General features: G+C 39.3%; 21 protein-coding genes, 1 tRNA gene, 1 other RNA gene and 1 pseudogene. 20 read left to right on the forward strand and 4 right to left on the reverse strand.

The features are described 5' to 3' along the window. Positions 1-12 precede the first annotated feature (12 nt). Positions 13-945: a GTP 3',8-cyclase MoaA gene (moaA, locus tag JOD02_RS07990; protein WP_204488569.1), complete on the forward strand. Its 933-nt coding sequence runs from the start codon at positions 13-15 to the stop codon at positions 943-945. A 6-nt stretch (positions 946-951) separates the two neighbouring features. Beyond that, positions 952-1890, forward strand: coding sequence for a cyclic pyranopterin monophosphate synthase MoaC/MOSC-domain-containing protein (locus tag JOD02_RS07995; protein WP_204488571.1), 939 nt, complete (start codon positions 952-954; stop codon positions 1888-1890). A gap of 178 nt (positions 1891-2068) precedes the next feature. On the opposite strand, the gene JOD02_RS08000 is transcribed toward JOD02_RS07995, so the two are convergent. Both JOD02_RS08000 and JOD02_RS08005 read right to left on the reverse strand, forming a co-directional pair. Then, entirely contained in the window at positions 2069-2569 is a 501-nt protein-coding gene (locus tag JOD02_RS08000; RefSeq protein WP_204488573.1) for a MogA/MoaB family molybdenum cofactor biosynthesis protein, read from the reverse strand. 55 nt (positions 2570-2624) lie between these two features. Continuing rightward, positions 2625-2718 (reverse strand) — tRNA-Ser (locus tag JOD02_RS08005). 196 nt (positions 2719-2914) lie between these two features. Here JOD02_RS08005 and ffs point away from each other — a divergent pair. From ffs to arsB, 16 genes are all read left to right on the forward strand, one after another. After that, positions 2915-3181, forward strand: an RNA gene (gene ffs, locus JOD02_RS08010) — signal recognition particle sRNA large type. 243 nt (positions 3182-3424) lie between these two features. Continuing rightward, positions 3425-5053, forward strand: a complete 1629-nt coding sequence (dnaX, locus tag JOD02_RS08015; protein ID WP_204488575.1) for a DNA polymerase III subunit gamma/tau — start codon at positions 3425-3427, stop codon at positions 5051-5053. Positions 5054-5119: 66 nt separating this feature from the next. Then, positions 5120-5467, forward strand: a complete 348-nt coding sequence (locus JOD02_RS08020; protein WP_204488576.1) for a YbaB/EbfC family nucleoid-associated protein — start codon at positions 5120-5122, stop codon at positions 5465-5467. 141 nt (positions 5468-5608) lie between these two features. Further along, complete coding sequence (gene recR / locus JOD02_RS08025) at positions 5609-6208, forward strand: recombination mediator RecR (protein WP_204488578.1); 600 nt, start codon at positions 5609-5611, stop codon at positions 6206-6208. A gap of 77 nt (positions 6209-6285) precedes the next feature. Then, entirely contained in the window at positions 6286-6408 is a 123-nt protein-coding gene (locus tag JOD02_RS11675) for a hypothetical protein (protein WP_279380680.1), read from the forward strand. Positions 6409-6930: 522 nt separating this feature from the next. Beyond that, a complete protein-coding gene (locus JOD02_RS08030; protein ID WP_204488580.1) occupies positions 6931-7236 on the forward strand; it encodes a nucleotidyltransferase domain-containing protein in 306 nt (101 codons plus the stop codon). Positions 7237-7240: 4 nt separating this feature from the next. Beyond that, on the forward strand, positions 7241-7498 hold the full coding sequence (locus JOD02_RS11680) for a HEPN domain-containing protein (protein WP_279380681.1): 258 nt from the start codon (positions 7241-7243) through the stop codon (positions 7496-7498). A gap of 40 nt (positions 7499-7538) precedes the next feature. Continuing rightward, positions 7539-7622 carry a hypothetical protein gene (locus JOD02_RS11685; RefSeq protein WP_341534572.1) on the forward strand — a complete coding sequence of 28 codons (84 nt, stop codon included), beginning with the start codon at positions 7539-7541 and terminating at the stop codon, positions 7620-7622. Positions 7623-8049: 427 nt separating this feature from the next. Continuing rightward, positions 8050-8253, forward strand: coding sequence for a hypothetical protein (locus JOD02_RS08040; protein ID WP_204488582.1), 204 nt, complete (start codon positions 8050-8052; stop codon positions 8251-8253). Positions 8254-8492: 239 nt separating this feature from the next. Then, positions 8493-9047 carry an RNA polymerase sigma factor SigZ gene (sigZ, locus tag JOD02_RS08045; RefSeq protein ID WP_204488583.1) on the forward strand — a complete coding sequence of 185 codons (555 nt, stop codon included), beginning with the start codon at positions 8493-8495 and terminating at the stop codon, positions 9045-9047. A gap of 81 nt (positions 9048-9128) precedes the next feature. Continuing rightward, positions 9129-9689: a DUF2703 domain-containing protein gene (locus JOD02_RS08050; protein ID WP_204488585.1), complete on the forward strand. Its 561-nt coding sequence runs from the start codon at positions 9129-9131 to the stop codon at positions 9687-9689. A gap of 186 nt (positions 9690-9875) precedes the next feature. Then, entirely contained in the window at positions 9876-10190 is a 315-nt protein-coding gene (locus tag JOD02_RS08055; RefSeq protein WP_204488939.1) for an ArsR/SmtB family transcription factor, read from the forward strand. After that, positions 10174-11097, forward strand: a complete 924-nt coding sequence (locus JOD02_RS08060; RefSeq protein WP_204488587.1) for a permease — start codon at positions 10174-10176, stop codon at positions 11095-11097. Before JOD02_RS08055 ends, JOD02_RS08060 begins: the two co-directional genes overlap by 17 nt. A gap of 90 nt (positions 11098-11187) precedes the next feature. Then, positions 11188-11340, forward strand: a complete 153-nt coding sequence (locus JOD02_RS08065; RefSeq protein ID WP_204488588.1) for a hypothetical protein — start codon at positions 11188-11190, stop codon at positions 11338-11340. Between the two features lie 459 nt (positions 11341-11799). Continuing rightward, complete coding sequence (locus JOD02_RS08070) at positions 11800-12210, forward strand: ArsR/SmtB family transcription factor (protein ID WP_204488590.1); 411 nt, start codon at positions 11800-11802, stop codon at positions 12208-12210. Between the two features lie 117 nt (positions 12211-12327). Then, entirely contained in the window at positions 12328-13386 is a 1059-nt protein-coding gene (arsB, locus tag JOD02_RS08075) for an ACR3 family arsenite efflux transporter (protein WP_204488592.1), read from the forward strand. A gap of 93 nt (positions 13387-13479) precedes the next feature. On the opposite strand, the pseudogene JOD02_RS11925 reads toward arsB, so the two are convergent. Further along, positions 13480-13894: pseudogene (locus tag JOD02_RS11925) on the reverse strand (hypothetical protein). Positions 13895-14423: 529 nt separating this feature from the next. Here JOD02_RS11925 and JOD02_RS08085 point away from each other — a divergent pair. Next, on the forward strand, positions 14424-14975 hold the full coding sequence (locus JOD02_RS08085; RefSeq protein WP_204488594.1) for a hypothetical protein: 552 nt from the start codon (positions 14424-14426) through the stop codon (positions 14973-14975). A gap of 199 nt (positions 14976-15174) precedes the next feature. Here JOD02_RS08085 and JOD02_RS08090 read toward each other — a convergent pair whose 3' ends face one another. Continuing rightward, positions 15175-15858: an alpha/beta hydrolase gene (locus JOD02_RS08090; RefSeq protein ID WP_204488596.1), complete on the reverse strand. Its 684-nt coding sequence runs from the start codon at positions 15856-15858 to the stop codon at positions 15175-15177. 365 nt (positions 15859-16223) lie between these two features. Here JOD02_RS08090 and JOD02_RS08095 point away from each other — a divergent pair, with 365 nt between their 5' ends. Further along, positions 16224-17138, forward strand: coding sequence for a phosphotriesterase family protein (locus tag JOD02_RS08095; RefSeq protein WP_204488598.1), 915 nt, complete (start codon positions 16224-16226; stop codon positions 17136-17138). The last annotated feature ends 196 nt before the right edge of the window (positions 17139-17334 follow it).

Genomic DNA, 17334 nt, shown 5'->3' on the forward strand with positions numbered 1-17334 from the left:
AAGGTGAGAGGGATGCGAGACGGATTTTCAAGGGAAATTGAATATTTGAGGCTTTCAGTGACTGAGAGGTGCAATTTTTTCTGCAGATATTGTAGGACAAAGGATGCGTGTGCTTTTGAAGCTCAGGCCGGCGAGCTTACAACCCAGGACTTTTTTAAGATAATCTCGGCTTTTAAAACCCTGGGCATAAAGAAGCTCAGGCTTACCGGCGGTGAACCTTTTTTGAGAGATGATATTTTTGAGATAGTGGACTTTGCTTATGGTTTGGGGATAAAGAACATAAACGTCACTACCAACGGTTTTTTAAATGATGATTGTATACGGAAAATCATCGAAAGCAAGCTGGAAGGCATTAATGTTTCTCTTGATACGCTGGACAGGGAAAAGTACCGGCGGTTGACCGGAGTGGATGGATTGGATGTGGTGATAAACGCCATTAAGGCGTTGTCGAAGTATAAAAAGGTAAAGCTCAATACGGTTTTATTGAAAACGGTGAACTCCGATGAGGTGGAGAATTTAATTTTGTTTGCCAAAGGCAACGATGTCATTGTAAGGTTTATTGAGCTTATGCCCATTGGAGTGGCCAACCGCATATTTAATAAGGAGTTTGTGAGCACGCGCAACGTCTTGAAAAAGTTTAAAGGCTTTCAAAAGGTTGATGACTGTGAAAAATCTGTTGCAGAATACTATTACATTGAGGACTTTGAGGCTGTTGTGGGTTTTATAAAAGCGATGTCGGAACACTTTTGCAGCCGATGCAATAAGGTGAGGGTCTCATCAAGAGGCGTCCTGTACAACTGCCTTTTTGATGAAAATGGATTTGACCTTAAAGAATATCTTACCTCAGAGGACGTTTTGGTTGAGAAGATAAATCAGTTTGTCATGCAAAAGAAATTTGCAAGGAGTGCAGCCACAAGCACAATGATGTTTAAGATAGGAGGTTGAAAGGCGATGGATTTTTCCCATTTAAACGGTGAAGGTTTGCCTCAGATGGTGGATGTTTCGCAAAAAGATGTAACCTACAGGGTTGCAAAGGCGAGCGGCAGGATATACGTAGGGGAAAGAGTTATGGCCGCAATACGGAATTCTGATATACCAAAAGGGGATATATTTGCTACAGCAAAGCTTGCCGGCATAATGGCTGCCAAAAAGACTTCGGAGCTTATTCCTCTTTGTCACAACGTATTTTTATCACATGTGGATATCTCGTATTCTGTAGACCAGGAGCATGGGTATATAGAAGCGGTATCCGAGGTGAAATGTGCTGCTCACACCGGGGTTGAAATGGAGGCCCTTACCGCGGTTTTGATATTCTTGGAAACGATTTATGACATGTGCAAGGCAATAGAGAAAAACATGGTAATAACTGACGTAAAGGTGATAGAGAAGAAGGGCGGAAAGTCGGGCGACTGGTCGCTTGAGGGTACGTTTTCGAAAAGCGATAAAGGACTGGGCAGGGTTGTTTCAATTAACATAAGCAAGCAGAAAGGTACTATCAAACAGCCTATAAGCGAGGCGGTGTTGATAGAGGATTTCGGGATAGAAGGGGATGCTCATGCAGGACCAGGGCACAGGCAGGTTAGCCTGCTTGACGTTGAGAGCATAAGGAAAATGGAGCAGTATGGACTAAAAGGCCTTTGTTTTGGGAAGTTTGCTGAAAACATTACAACCGAGGGGCTTGATTTGGGCAAAATTGAGATTGGTACAAGGCTTAAAATTGGGGGCCAAGCAGTGCTTGAGATAAGCCAAATAGGGAAAAAATGCCACGGTGAGGGTTGCGAGATAGCCCGGACTGTGGGGGTTTGTATAATGCCTCGAGAAGGCCTGTTCGCCAGGGTGCTTAGGGGCGGAAAAATAAAGGTGGGCGACTGTATTGAGGTTATGGATTGAGCTAGGTTTGGAGTATAAATATTTTTGGTGAATGGGAGCTTTTTGGCTCCTTGCTGGCTCTGTTTATTGCGTTTCTTTGACCTGGTACATTGCTAGTGTTACCTTTTTCTTCAAGATGAAAATGATTTGCTAAAATTGCTAAACTGGTTAGCAGTTCATGTGAATTACAAGCAACACCCTATGAATTGCCGTCGCGGCCGCATTCCTTTTCATTTTCGAGGAGAACATTTAGTCCGTGCTCTAGTATGGGAAGGACTGCCTGGATGCACTCTACCGCGGCTTTTGGTGAGCCTGGAAGGTTGATTATAAGGCTGTTTTTATAGATGCCCGAAATGCCGCGGGAGAGGTAGCTTCTTTTTGTGATTTTGCCGGTTTCGTACCTTATAAGTTCTGAGATGCCCGGCGTTTGTTTTTCAATCAGCTCAAGGGTTGCCTCAGGAGTTACATCCCTCTGGTAAAATCCCGTACCGCCGGTTGTCAAAATGAGGTTGGCTCCTATCCTTGTCGCTTCGATTAAGGCCTCTTTTATCTGCTGTTTTTCATCAGGTACTATCTTATAATATACATTTGAAAAACCTTGAGCTTGAAGTACCTCGATGAGCTGTTTGCCGCTTAGGTCCTCACGCAGTCCTTGTGAGCATTTGTCTGAACATGTTATTACTGCAAAGGTGAAACTCATATTTTTACCTCCTTAAAGTGTAAGGCCTCCAGGCAACCCTGGAAGCCTTTTCCTCTGGCGGAGAGAGAGGGATTCGAACCCTCGGTACCCCTTTTTGGGGGTACACACGATTTCCAGTCGTGCGCCTTCGACCACTCAGCCATCTCTCCACGTCAAATATATTTTAGCACTGTAATAGTATACCTCGTAACTCCTAAAAAATCAAGAGGTTTAAATCATGTTTATATTTGGAGTTAAATGGTGTTCAGCAAAATTGGCAAGAATTTTTATGTTGCAAACGCTATGGGATGAGAGTATAATTAAATATGCCAAAGGGAACACTACTTTTACCTTGATTTAGAATTGCCGTGCTAGACGGGGAGTTAGCGGTGCCCTGTAGCCCGCAATCCGCTATAGCGGGGTCGAATTCCTGCTGGAGGTTGGCGCTTGTAGGGTCTGGGGCCAAATAAGTTACGAAGATGACTGGGTCCTGTGCAACGAAACTCTACGAACCCTGTCAGGTCCGGAAGGAAGCAGCAGTAAGTAGATGTTTTCGTGTGCCGCAGGGTAGCCTGGTCGGAGTAAACTGTTTGGTTCCCGCCTGTAGGCGTTGAATCGAAGGCAGGTGCACGGCATTACCATAACAACAAGCCGCGAGTCCCTTGCGGCTTGTTTATTTTTTTTGGCTACATTTTATAGCTGTTTGTGTTATAATAGATTAGGCTGGGTTTTGATATTTTTGTTGAAGTGTACTACCTAAAAGGTCTTCTTTTAATATTGTGAATTTTTGTTGACACAATCTAAAATTTTAGTGGCCTAAATCTTTTAATGAGTGTTATTTAGCTTATATTCTATAACAGGGAGCAGGTGAGCGTTTTGAGGTATACGGCTCTGTATCGTCAGTGGCGGCCTGAAACCTTTGACGAAGTGGTGGGACAGGATGCTACCATACGGATACTGAAGAATCAGATAAAGAGCAACCGTATTGCACACGCCTATCTGTTTTGTGGTTCTCGGGGAACGGGCAAGACGAGCACAGCCAAGGTTTTTGCGAAGGCTGTTAACTGTTTAAATCCAATAGATGGGAATCCATGTCTTAAATGTGAAACGTGCTTAAAACTATCAACAGATAGCAACATGGATATAATCGAGATAGACGCTGCTTCAAATAATGGAGTGGATGAGATAAGGGAATTGCGGGACAAGGTTAAGTACCCTCCTGTGGTTGGGCGTTACAAGGTATATATCATAGATGAGGTTCATATGCTCTCAACCGGGGCTTTTAATGCTTTGCTTAAAACGCTGGAGGAGCCACCGGCGCATATAATATTCATCTTGGCTACCACAGAGCCGCACCGAATGCCGGCCACTATTCTATCAAGATGCCAGAGGTTTAACTTTAAGAGGATTTCCAACAAATCGATTGTAAGCAGGTTGGCGGAAATAGCCAAACGAACAGGGGTACAGGTTGAAAGCGAGGCTTTGTATACTATTGCCCGTTGGGCTGAAGGAAGCATGAGGGATGCGTTGAGCCTTTTGGACCAGTGTATAGGCTTTTGTGGCGATGTTGTTACCAATGAGGATGTGCTGGCAGTGGTGGGGACGGCAGACCAAGGGTTTGTCTTTGCTGTAGCCGAGAACATAATAGAAGGAAATGTATCTGAGCTGTTTTATCAGGTTGAACAGCTTATAAATGATGGGCGCGATGTGAGCGTATTTTTGAAGGACTTGATAAACCATATGAGGAATTTGTTGGTCATAAAGGTATGTAATGATGGAGCACAACTACTTGATGCGGGCGAAGATACCTTTAAAGCCTACAGGGAACAGGCACAAAAGGCCAGCCAGGAGAGGTTAACAAGGGCTATAGATATTTTGTGTAGTGCGGAGTCAGAAATGAGATGGAGCTCTCAGCCTAGAGTTTCGCTAGAGATGGCCCTGGTGAAGATTTGCAGGCCGGAGCAAGAGGTAACGTTGGATGCTTTGCTGGACAGGGTGGCAAAGCTGGAACAGCAGATTGCAGGTGGTGTAGAATTTAAACAGACATCATTGCATTCTAAAAAGGGTGCACTAACTGCAGATAAATCTCAAGCGGCTGAGGAGAAGAAAGTAGTGGAAAAGAAAGAAATTGATAAGGGCGATGATGGGGATGAAAGCGCGACAGCGCATATTTGGGAAAAGGCACTGGAAATCATTAAAAAGGAGCGTATAGCGTTATACGGGTTTTTAAAGGATTGTAGATTTGTACTGGATGGCAAAGACAAGGCGCTTTTGAGTTTTTCTGCGGACCAACAATTTTTTATGGAGTCTATAAACAGAGAAGAAAATAGGAGTTTTATTGAGAAGGTTATTGAAATGGTGATAGGTAGACAGGTCAAGGTTCGATGCGTCTTGGCTGATCAAAAGGTCTCTGATGAAGTGGGAAAAAAGTCTCGGAATGATGACATAATAGAGAAAGCCATAGATATATTTGGTGAGGATTTTGTGGAAATAGTTGATGATTGATGGGAAAGCCAATATAATAGAGAAAAGAGTTTGCATTGATGTGAGTGGAAAAGGAGGAATAAAGTTATGGCAAAAGGCGGGTTCCCGGGTGGTTTCCCTGGAATGGGCAATATGAATCAGCTCATGAAGCAGGCAAAAAAACTGCAGGAGCAGATGGTCAAGCTTCAAGAGGAGTTGGAACAAAAGACGGTTGAAGCTTCCGCCGGTGGTGGTGTGGTTACCGTTGTGGCCAATGGGAAGAAGGAGGTTGTTGACATCAAGATTGCACCTGAGGCTGTGGACCCCGATGATGTTGAAATGCTGCAAGACCTCATATTAGCGGCTGTGAATGAGGCTTTGAGGCGTGCGGAAGAGATGGTGCAGGAAGAGATGAGCAAGCTAACGGGAGGTTTGTCTATACCTGGCCTGTTCTAGCATGAATTTGACTGTAATGTTTGAGCTGATAAACTGACATTAGTGTACTGCCGACAATTAAATATAATAATTGGGTTATTAAAGATCTATGCGGTATGGTTTACAGGAGAAGAAAAAGAATAATTCGAGCGAGGTAGTGGTATGGATTACTATGTCGAACCCATTGCGCGGCTGATAAGTGAGCTGTCTAAGCTTCCAGGCATAGGAAATAAGACTGCTCAGCGATTGGCGTTTTATATAATAAACATGCCTGACGAGCAGGTAAACCAGCTTGCCAGCGCTATTGCTGAGGTGAAAAGCAAGATCAGGTATTGCTCTATATGTCAGAATATCACTGATGTCAATCCTTGCAGGATATGTTCCAATCCTCAGAGGAATTCTTCAGTAATTTGTGTAGTAGAAGACCCACGGGATGTCATAGCTATGGAAAAGACGCGAGATTTTCAGGGACTATATCACGTACTTCACGGTGTTATATCTCCAATGAACGGAATAGGTCCCGACGATATAAGGATAAAGGAGCTTATTGCGCGGGTGAGTGGAGATACAGTGAAGGAGGTTATACTGGCTACCAATCCCGATGTGGAAGGAGAGGCAACGGCTGTGTATATATCGAAATTGCTTAAACCAATGGGTATAAGGGTTACCCGTATCGCTCATGGCTTGCCTGTGGGTGGGGATTTAGAGTATGCCGATGAGGTTACCTTGTCAAAAGCGCTAGAGGGTCGGCGAGAGATGTAAGGAGGGTTTTGGGATTTTGTGCATTTCAAAAAAACTCGTGTTACTTAAAAGAAAGACGTGTCAGGAGAAAGGGTTAAGTGGAAAAAGAAGGGAAAAGATTCGGTAAAAGAAATTGTAAAAGGAGCCCGAAAAGCCTTAAAAATGAAGGGTTGAAAGGGATAAGTGACGCAGCTACTTATCCCTTTTTCCTTGTTCCTTGAACCTGTTGCACCACAACATTTTTTTAATTTTGCCACGACAATTTTTTATTTTTTTGAGCACATTTTAGGGACAAAAGTGACAAATATTTTAGATGAGGTAAAAGAAGGGAATATGCCAGAGATTGACAAGGGTTTAAGGATCAAGGGTTAGAAGGTATCAAGTGACACGAGTTTTTTTGAAAAATGATAAGAGTTTGTTTGAAGAGGACATAGTTAGGATCAAGGTTTTTGGGAAAAAGGATCAAGAAAATTTGATTTTGGAGTAGGGGATAAGGGATAAGTTGTGTTAAAATTAAAATAAAGTTGTGTAATGCTTAGGCTGAAAAAATAGGGGTGCTAACGATGAAAAACCTTATAGTATGGTATAATAATTTTCGATATAGGGTATATTTGGTATTAAAAAGCTTTGAGCCTAGTCCTTTACTATTTACTAGAATGTGTTAGTACAAAGGTTATAAAAATAAAAAATAGTAGTTTGACATTGAAGTAACAGGAACTCGTACAGAGTTATAAGGTGATGATATGTATCATTATGATGAGATTGAAAAGATAAAAAACCAGATTATAAATAAGTACAATCCAGATGATATTATTCTTTTTGGTTCATGCGCGAAAGGGTTGGCCAAGCGGGATAGTGACATAGATATTTGTGTAATCTTGGATACACCTGATAAGAGGCAAACATTAAGAGAGATGCTTGTTGATATAGAATATGACGTTGATTTGGATATAGTCATATATACTCCTTTCGAGTGGTCAAGATATAAGGATGATAAGACAAGCTTTGCAAATATTATAAGAAGGACTGGGGTGAGTTTACTTGGTTGATTCTATGAAATATAAGGAATGGTTTGAAATGGCGAAAAAGGATATAAGAAGTACCGAAATTTTGTATGAGCATGATGGTGATAATGGCATAATATGTTTTCATTGTCAACAAGCTATAGAGAAATATCTAAAGGGTTTTCTTATATATGCTGCGGGAGAGCTTTTGGAAGGGCATAATTTGGTTAGGCTTTGCAAAAAGGCTATGGCTTATAATAAGGATTTAGGTGAATTTATTAAGGACATGGCTTTTGTGAATACATAATTATATTGAAACCAGATATCCTGCAGAGGATCCTCTTTTGGTGAGCAAGGAAGATGCAAAAGAATGCATAAGAATAGCTGTAAAAGTTATGAAAAAAATAGATGAAGCTATGAAGATAAAGTGAATTTTGCTTGCAAAATAGATAAAACATGAACACTTTCGAAAAGTAAATGGGAATAATTACAAGGAAATAGGGAGGCTTTAAATTCGATAATGTTTAAGGAGGTGGAAATAAACGGGTAACTTTACTTGACCAAGATGAAACTAAGCGAAGTAGCGACTAAAATTTTAAGGGTATTACGAATGGCGTCATCCAAGAATGTCCTATCCATTGAAGAAGCAAAGACTTTTACATGGTAGGGGATAGGTGTGGATACAATTTGCGCGTTTTAAAGAGGAAAAATGGCTTGATTTTAACGTTTTTGGGACTTTAACTGACAAAGCCAAGAATATAAAGTGGTGGTAGATAAAGGTTAAGCGGGAAAGGGGTAGCAATAAGAAGAGTTGAGCAGCGTATGTAATAATGAAAAATTTTGGGGGAGGCGAAAGATGTGAGACCGGTTGTGATAAAAGAGAGATGTCCTGCGCAGGCAAATATTTGCAAAGCTATAATTGCATGCCCTAATAATGCAGTAATTTATGTTGAGGATGATAAAGAGCCTTTGGGGGGCAGAATAGAAATAGATTATGCTAAATGTTCAGGTTGTGGGACCTGTGTAAAGGAATGCTGTGGAATGGCGGTAAAAATGGAATAATATTATTTGAATCTATAAATGAGCAGATTTTCTGGTAATTAATTACCATACTTGATTTATTGGAGTGTGTCATCCCATCATTTTGTATTCTGGAAAACTTTATATCTCTCAGAAATACCAAATGGAAATTTACTGGAAGCATTTTTGCTCATTTATAATTTGAATAAAAAGTTCAATGATAAAACGTTTTTAACAGTGCTTTAAACGATTCTGTAATGTGACGAGGGAGGTATTAAGCCATGAGCGATGATGTTGGTATTTTGTGGGAGGAGTTAAGCCCCAAGCTGAAAACCTTTATTTTAAAAAAAGTAGGAAACAGACAGGATGCGGAAGATATCCTCCAGGATGTGTTTTTGAAAATATGCTCAAACATTGACCAGATAAAGGATAGTGGTAGAATATATGCATGGATATATCAAATAACAAGAAATACAATTGCCGATTATTATAGGGCCAAAAGAGATACGATTGAAATCTCGGACTTATCCGAAACGGATATAACTGATAGTGATGAAGGTGAAATGATTAATGAATTGGTGTTATGCCTTAAAAGTATACTCGAGAGCCTTCCGGGTAAATATAAGCAGGCTGTTAAGCTGACAGAATTAGGTGGTTTGACACAAAAAGAACTGGCTAGGAAACTCGGAATGTCCATATCAGGAGCTAAGTCGAGAGTTCAACGCGGGAAAGCCATGCTGAAGAAGAAGTTTCTTGAGTGCTGTAAGTTTCAATTTGATGTGTATGGCAACATTATTGAATATCAGCATAAAGAGGACAATTGTAAGTACTGCTAGAACTTTTTAATCATTTGCGTCCTTTTTGAGAAACCTCCGTCTATAAAATTGAATTAAATTTTATAGAGGGAGGTTTTTATTATGAGGTGTTGTGAAACTCGGTTAAATAGCAATTGTTGCAATATAACTTGCGGATGTGGGGAACAAAATGATAACGTAAAAAAGAAAAAAATTGTAATCGATTTTATGTACTTGGATCTAAACGTATGTGAAAGGTGTAAAGGGACCGAGGGGAGCCTTGAAGAAGCTGTTTCCGATGTTGCGAAAGTGCTTGAATTGACAGGAGCCGAAGTTGTTGTAAACAAAATTCACATCGATAGTGAAGAAAAGGCTATACAATACAGATTTAAGAGTTCGCCTACCATCCGAATTAACGGGAAAGATGTACAGTTGGAAGTTAGAGAGTCCCTTTGCGAATCATGCGGTGATTTATGTGGCGATGAGGTTGACTGCCGTGTATGGGTATATAATGGCAAGGAATATACTGTTCCACCTAAGGCTATGATAATCGACGCAATACTGAAAGAGGTATATGGTGGTAATAGCTCATCGGATATCGATAGGAACAAAGAAGAAGCGTATGAGCTTCCGGAAAATCTCAAAAGATTTTTTAAAGCAATGCGGGAAAAGGGCAAAAGATAAATCGCCCTTTCCTTTTTTATACCTTTTATTCTATTTTTGCTATCCTATGCTAAAGCTCCTTTTTCGAACTAAATAAAACACCTCATATTGGGGGAAATATCCACAAATTAGTAATCAAATATTTTTGATATTGACATAAAAAATATTTGATATATAATATGGAACTAAGGGGTGAATACATCGATGATGAATAAGTTATTAAACCAGCAGGCCAATCAATTTAAAGCTCTTTCCGATGAATTCCGATTAAGAATTCTCTTGTATTTATATTTAAACGGAGAGAAATGCGTATGTGATATTTGCAAGTTTTTTAATATGGGTCAATCGAATATTTCGTATCACTTAAAATTGCTTTCCGATGCAAATTTAATCAACAAAAAGCGGGTGGCAGTCTGGAACTATTATTCCTTAAACACCGAGAGTAACCTTTATCCTTATCTGTGTGAAATATTCAGAAATATAAGTCAGGAGGAATTGATAGAAAATGTTGCCAACGGTTAATTTGCTGGATACGGGAAAAGTATTTCTTACCATAATGGGGGAGCTTATACTTCTTTTTATCGGCATAAGTTTTCTGGTGGCCCTTATTCAAAGATATATATCGAAGGAGAAAATAAAAAGGATTCTTTCGGCACCTAGAAAGGGTTTAAATAGCATTCTTGGTGCAGTACTTGGCGCTGTGACACCCTTTTGTTCATGTTCAACAATACCCATTTTGGTAGGATTATTTAAAAGCGGAGCGCCGTTTTGTGGTGCAATATCTTTCCTTATGTCTTCACCCATACTAAATCCTGCGATTATAGCATTATTTCTTACATTTTTCGGCCTTAAGGTAACGGTTGTTTATATGGTATTTACCTTTATATTTGCTGTAATCATAGGCATTTTCCTTGATAAGCTTGGCATGGAAAAGGAAGTTAAAAGAGTGACAATTAAAGGGGAAATGCAGGAAGAAATTACTTATGATAAACTTGAGGGATCGTTTTTGGAAAAGAACAAAATGGTGATTAAGTCTGCATTGACTGATGCTATAGGATTGTTTAAACAGGTGTTTCCGTATCTATTGATTGGAGCTGGCATTGGAGCGTTCATCTACGGATTTGTTCCAGAAAGTCTGATAATCAAAGTGGCGGGGAAATCAAATTTGTATTCAGTACCCATTGCTGCAATTATCGGTATTCCAATGTATATCCGAACTGAAACGATGATACCCATTGCTCAGGTGTTGGTTTCAAAGGGTATGAGTTACGGCACGGTAATGGCGCTGATTATAGGTGGAGCGGGGGCAAGCATTCCAGAGCTGTTGCTTTTAAGTTCAATTTGTAAGAAGAAAATGGTGATTGCTTTTGTGGTATCTATCTTCGTGGTGGCCACTGTTACAGGATATGTATTTAATATAATCATATAAGTAGATCTAGATGGAGACAAAATTCCTTTAGAAGGTTTTGTGTCATATAATGTAATGAATTTCAGTCACGATGAATTGGAGGTGATTGAAATGTCTGAAAAAAAGGAGTCAATTTTTTCAAAGCTGTTTAAACCATCTAAATCTTGTTGTTGTTGTTGTTGTTCTGTGGAGATTGTAGATGAAGATAGAGATAAAGACGAAGCTGCGCAGGATAAAGAGGAAAAAGAAAAAGAGTCGAAATGAAATTTTTTACTAAGAAGAAGGGCTGTCCCAAGAAGATTTTTTAAATGGGGGCCCTATTTTTTATTGACAAATACGATTTTCTAATAAAATATACACATATACAAATATATGCAAAAAACAAAATTATGGGAGGGATTTTTATGAAATAAAGACAAAATGAATTTTTTGTTACTTGAATTTAGACAATATCGTTATGAAACGCATTATTGAAACTATAGTTAGAGATAAAGAAAGGCATCCTGGGGTAGTGTTATTTGTGGTTGGAGCGGCTTTGGTGGCTATTTCAGTGATTTTAAAGAGGATAAAAATATAAGAAGAAGATATAATTGGATTTTTATGATAATTTTGCGATAAATACACGCTTGGCAATCGAAAAGATTTAAAACGAAGATTGACAAATAAAAATTAATCGCATAGTATATGCTTATAAGCGAATATAATCATAAAGGTGGTAAGAGAATGAGCCTAATAAAGGTAATAAAAGCATTGTCTGACGAAACACGGCTGCGAATTTTAAACTTATTAAGGTACGGCGAGTTATGTGTATGCGAAATTGAGACAATTCTAGGCATTACTCAATCTAATGTCTCGCGACACCTTAATAGGTTGATGTATGCCAATATAGTTGACTTTTACAAGAAGGCACAGTATGTCTATTATAGGATTAATGAGGATACATTAAAGAAGTACAGTTTTATTAGAGATATATTAGAAAATGAGCTGATTAAGGAGGAATTATATAAAGCGGATTTGGAAAGATTGAGACAGTATAGGGAAAGCAAGCTTTCCTGTGATGACTTAAGGCGGAATAAGGTTTATTTTGAGAAGGAGAGTCAAAATTTATTTGTCGAGGAAGATAAGGGCTTATAATTGGAATGGATTTTTAATGTTGAAGAATATATGATTATATACACATATAATCATATTAAAGAAGTTTGGCGAAGAGAAGTGCAAAAAAATATTTGAAATTTGAGGAGGCGCTGGTATATGGAAAACAGCAATATCAAAGCAAATACCAAAGGATTGGGATTTTTTGAAAAGTACCTCACCATATGGGTCATATTGTGTATTATAGCAGGCATACTTATTGGGAAGTATATACCATCCATACCCGAAACGCTAAATAAGTTCGAGTACTATAATGTTTCCATACCGGTGGCAATATTGATATGGCTCATGATTTATCCCATGATGCTCAAGATAGATTTTGGCAGCGTGGTCAATGCAACCAAGAAGCCCAAAGGGCTTATAGTGACCTGCGTAACAAACTGGCTTATTAAGCCGTTTACCATGTATTTGATAGCGGCCTTCTTTTTAAAAGTCGTATTTAAGGCATTTATACCTGAGAACCTTGCTACAGAATATCTGGCAGGAGCCGTGTTGCTTGGAGCAGCGCCTTGTACGGCGATGGTGTTTGTCTGGAGTTATTTAACCAAAGGCGATGCTGCATATACTTTGGTACAGGTGGCCGTTAACGACCTTATAATCCTGTTTGCTTTCACTCCCATTGTAGCGTTTTTATTGGGTGTAAGCAACGTTATGGTGCCCTATGGTACCTTGATACTGTCTACCGTACTTTTTGTGGTTATTCCTTTAACAGCAGGATACTTGACAAGAAAGTATGTTATTAAAAATAAGGGAATCGAATATTTTGAAAATCAGTTTTTGAAAAAGTTTGACAATACCACTATAGTAGGGTTGCTTCTCACTTTGATCATTATTTTCTCCTTCCAGGGTGAAATAATCATAAACAATCCAGTGCACATATTGCTTATAGCAGTACCGTTGACCATACAGACCTTCTTCATATTCGGTATTGCATATGGGTGGGCAAAGGCGTGGAAGTTACCCCATAACATCGCAGCACCAGCAGCAATGATTGGCGCCAGCAACTTTTTCGAGTTAGCTGTCGCAGTTGCAATTTCACTTTTTGGCCTTCAGTCGGGTGCGGCACTGGCCACGGTGGTGGGGGTACTGACGGAAGTTCCCATTATGTTAACCCTCGTTAAGATAGCCAACAGCACAAGACATTGGTTCATAGAATAAAAAAAGGATTTCAAGGTATAAAGTAACACGATTTTATTAAATATGGTAAAGTTTTGTTAGAGGACAATTGTTTGTGAATTTTAAAATAGAAGCTCATTCTCTTTTTAACGTCAATACGACTACTTCTGGACGGTTGAAAAGTCTTTGGGGGGCAATGCTGTTGCCCAGCCCCCGACTGACAACCATAACGCTGTTTTCCTTCTCGTATTTACCTGCCGTGTATGTGGGAAACAGTCCTTGTTCGGGGGCGATTAATCTCCCTATAAAGGGGAGTCTCACCTGCCCTCCATGGGCATGCCCTGATAAAACCACGTCAAACCCATAGCTCAGGTTTTTCGCTTTTGATTATGGGTACAAGGTATTTCTGTTCCCTGCCAAATTCTTTGCTGTGAAGGTCGGATATATGGATTATTTTATATCCATCAAACCCATCGGGCAGTTTACTAGATTCAACATTAATGCGCGTAATAGTTATTAAATTGTTTTCACAATATAGAAATACAAACATGCTGATTATGACAGCAGCCAAAGTTACTACCTTTTTGGCATTTTTATTTGCCTTCCATCGTAGAGAAGTGCAAAAGAAAGTATTTAAATTTCTTAGCTTCAAATGTATCACCCCTGATTCAAGGTTATCTGCCAGAAGTATCAGCTAATATTATATTCTAATATAGAGAATATTGCTATAAGAGATTATTGGTTCCTCGGTATAATCAGGTAGGGTTTGTATTTACGGCAAGTCAAGTAATAATATATGTAAATTTATGGAGATGTATTAAAATTATGTTTGATTTAAGTGCTAGCCATAAAATCTGATAGTATGGTATAATAGTTTTTGGTAGGGTATATTTGGTATTTAAAAGAAAGACTAATGTTGACTTCTTTGTTTTAATAAATACAATGCACTAGCAAAAACATCATAAAATAGCAGTTCAACATTGTATTAACGGGAACTCATATGGGGTTAGAAGGTTGATAAAAGGATGATAAGGCAAGCCTTGTAAACATTATAAGAGAAGGACTGGGGTGAGGTTACTATGAATCAAAAGGGTTTCACACAATTATACTGGGGATTTCTATTTATAATGTTGGATTTTAGGATACAAGGCGTTGATATTCTACCGGATATTGTGGGATATATATTTTTTGCTTCGGGTTTCAGGGCTCTCGCTTCAAATAGTGAGTATTTCAATAAAGCTTCCGGGCTAAATATCCCAATGATTATACTGTCCATTTTTTCAATATATGAAAAACCTGTTCAGGGCTCAGGAATAAACATTAATTTTGGTGCTTCAGGTATACTAGGTATATTAATAGGTGTTGTTTCGTTGATACTGGAATTATCTATTGTATACTACTTATTTATGGGGATCAAGGAAATGAGCAACAATGTCTACCAGGATATATATGAAGAGGCTGATAGACGGTGGAGTCAGTACTTGATGCTACAGATCGCAGTTTTGCTTGGATTTATTGTAGCCTTTATTCCTGTGGTAAATTTTGTGTATATTATAGGTGTGTTTGTAGCCTCCATTATTTTAATGTTTATTATTTTGGGTTTTTTGAAGAGATGTGGAGAAAAGTTATAAAATCTGTAGCCACAAACAGTGTGGTGGGGGATATATAGAGTGTGAAAGTACCCGATACATTATAAGATATCATAAAGTCGTATGATGAAAAGAGGAATGTGGATTATCAGCTAGCTGTAATATACCAAGTGGGGGTATCGATATTCGGAGGGTGACCAATGGGATAGCACTGTAATCTGCCCGACACCAGACTTGCATATTAACTGTGCTGCTCAATGAAAGTTTGTATATCGTTGAAAAGTTCGCCTGCAATGGGGCTGTGGCATATAAAATGATTGGCTCTCTGATAAAACTTTATAATTTTGTTTGGTGAATTGGTATTATGATAGATATACAAAGCACTTTTGGGTAGCACTACATCATCTTCCATTGCCTGAGCCACAAATAAAGGATAGCATAAATCCTTAAATTTGAATTTTGTATTGTTTAAGAGTTTCAGAAATTCTATTAAAGCTGAGAAAGGGATTTTGATGGAGGATAGGATACAGGACCTTAGATAATCAAATTTCCCTGCCTTTAGGTCATCCACTAAATTTTTGACCATACTGCTGAAATTTACAGGGTATATAGGGGTGTTTACGGTAATGACGCCTTTAATGTTGTGGGAATGGGGTAAATTTGCGGCAATCAGTCCACCCATTGAAAAACCTACTATAAATATATCTTGACAAAATCTGCTTAATTGCTCAAACGCTCTTTCCCCCGATTCGATCCACTCACGATATGAAACACCCTGTAAGTCACTTTTGTTGCCGGTGTGTCCTTTTAACTGCGCTGAAAAGGTGGTGATTCCCCTTGCTTGCATGTATTTGGCCAAAGGAGCAACTTCGGCCGGTCTTCCTCCCAGGCCGTGTATTAATAAACAACCAATTTTATTTTTCATATTACGGTTCTCTCCTTGAATTTAAGTATGATAAATATATTATTCGCTGGTGTGTCAACTAGATATGTATGATTTTAGCCGTGAGGAATAAATTTTCTGGGTCATATAACATGGTTTTTATCTGTATGTTGTGTTAAATTTTTACTGCAAAGGTCATAATAACTTTAAACAGCATCACAAAATTGGGCAGTCTAGATAATACCTGCGAGGTTTTAGCTTACACCATCTAATAAGTAAAGCTTTAATATATGGAAGTCTGCATATGAAAGGCGTCAATAAAGTCGGAGTGAAGCTCCAAAGCTGAACCCCGAAATATAAAGCTGGCTTTTTGAGAATATCCTAAAAGAAGGGGGAGACATGGCTGTATGAAAAGGCTTATTACAACTCTTGGAGAGAGAAATTCTGAAGAGATGGGATTTATACTTTCCCATGAGCATGTGTTTGTTGACCTGCGAACATGGGATACTCCCGGATACGCTGAGGCAGACGTTGACCATGTTGTAAGGCAGGTTGCACCCGCGTTGGTTAAAGCAAAGGGATCGGGAATAACGGCTATTGTGGAATGTTCAACCGTAGGGGTTGGCAGACGGGCTGATATTGTCAAAGCCGTATCCGAGGCAGCATCATTCCCTATACTGGTTCCCACGGGGGTATACAGAGAACCGTGGATCCCACGTTGGGTACATGATGCCGAGGAACAAGAGCTGAAAGAATGGATGGAAGGTGAACTTAACGGGGACATTGAAGGAAGCGGTGTCCGGGCCGGTTGGATCAAGCTGAGCGCGGGTGATGAGGGACTAACAGAATGCGAAAAAAAGGTTTTGAGGGCAGCGGCAAAAGCAGGAGTTGCCACAAACGCGGTTATAGGCAGCCATACCATAAAAGGCAGTGTGGTGAAAGAGCAGCTGGATATAATTGAAAAAGCGGGATATGAGGCAAACCGTTTCATCTGGATCCATGCACAGGCCGAGACAGATTTTGAAATTCATCTTGAGGTGGCAAGAAGAGGGGCATGGATTAGCTATGACGGCATTGGTGTCGGAAATGAGGAGCTATATATTAATCTTATAAGAAGGATGCTTGATGCAGGTTACGGGAAGAGAATACTGTTAAGTCAGGACAGAGTTGGGTATATGTGTGGCCAGCCTGAGGGGAATTATCCCCAGCCTTATACATATATTTGTGACCAATTTCTGCCCAAACTGCATCTTGCAGGAATTGATAAAAATACCATTAATGAGATTATGACGGTGAATCCGTTTAATGCATTTGCAAGATAGGCATGTTTTTTGATGGCATTGAAAAATTAAAATGCTTATGCAGTATTTATGCTAATTTTACGAAAAAAACCGTAAATAAATCTTTTTCGTTTATCCCTTGTTTGAAACCATATTTTATTTCCTTTATAAGTGCTAATATGATCCTGAAATATATTACTTATATTATGGAGATTTTGGCTTTTGTTTGTTATAATGA

The sequence above is a fragment of the Caldicoprobacter guelmensis genome, from assembly GCF_016908415.1.
In the GTDB taxonomy this organism is placed as follows: domain Bacteria; phylum Bacillota; class Clostridia; order Caldicoprobacterales; family Caldicoprobacteraceae; genus Caldicoprobacter; species Caldicoprobacter guelmensis.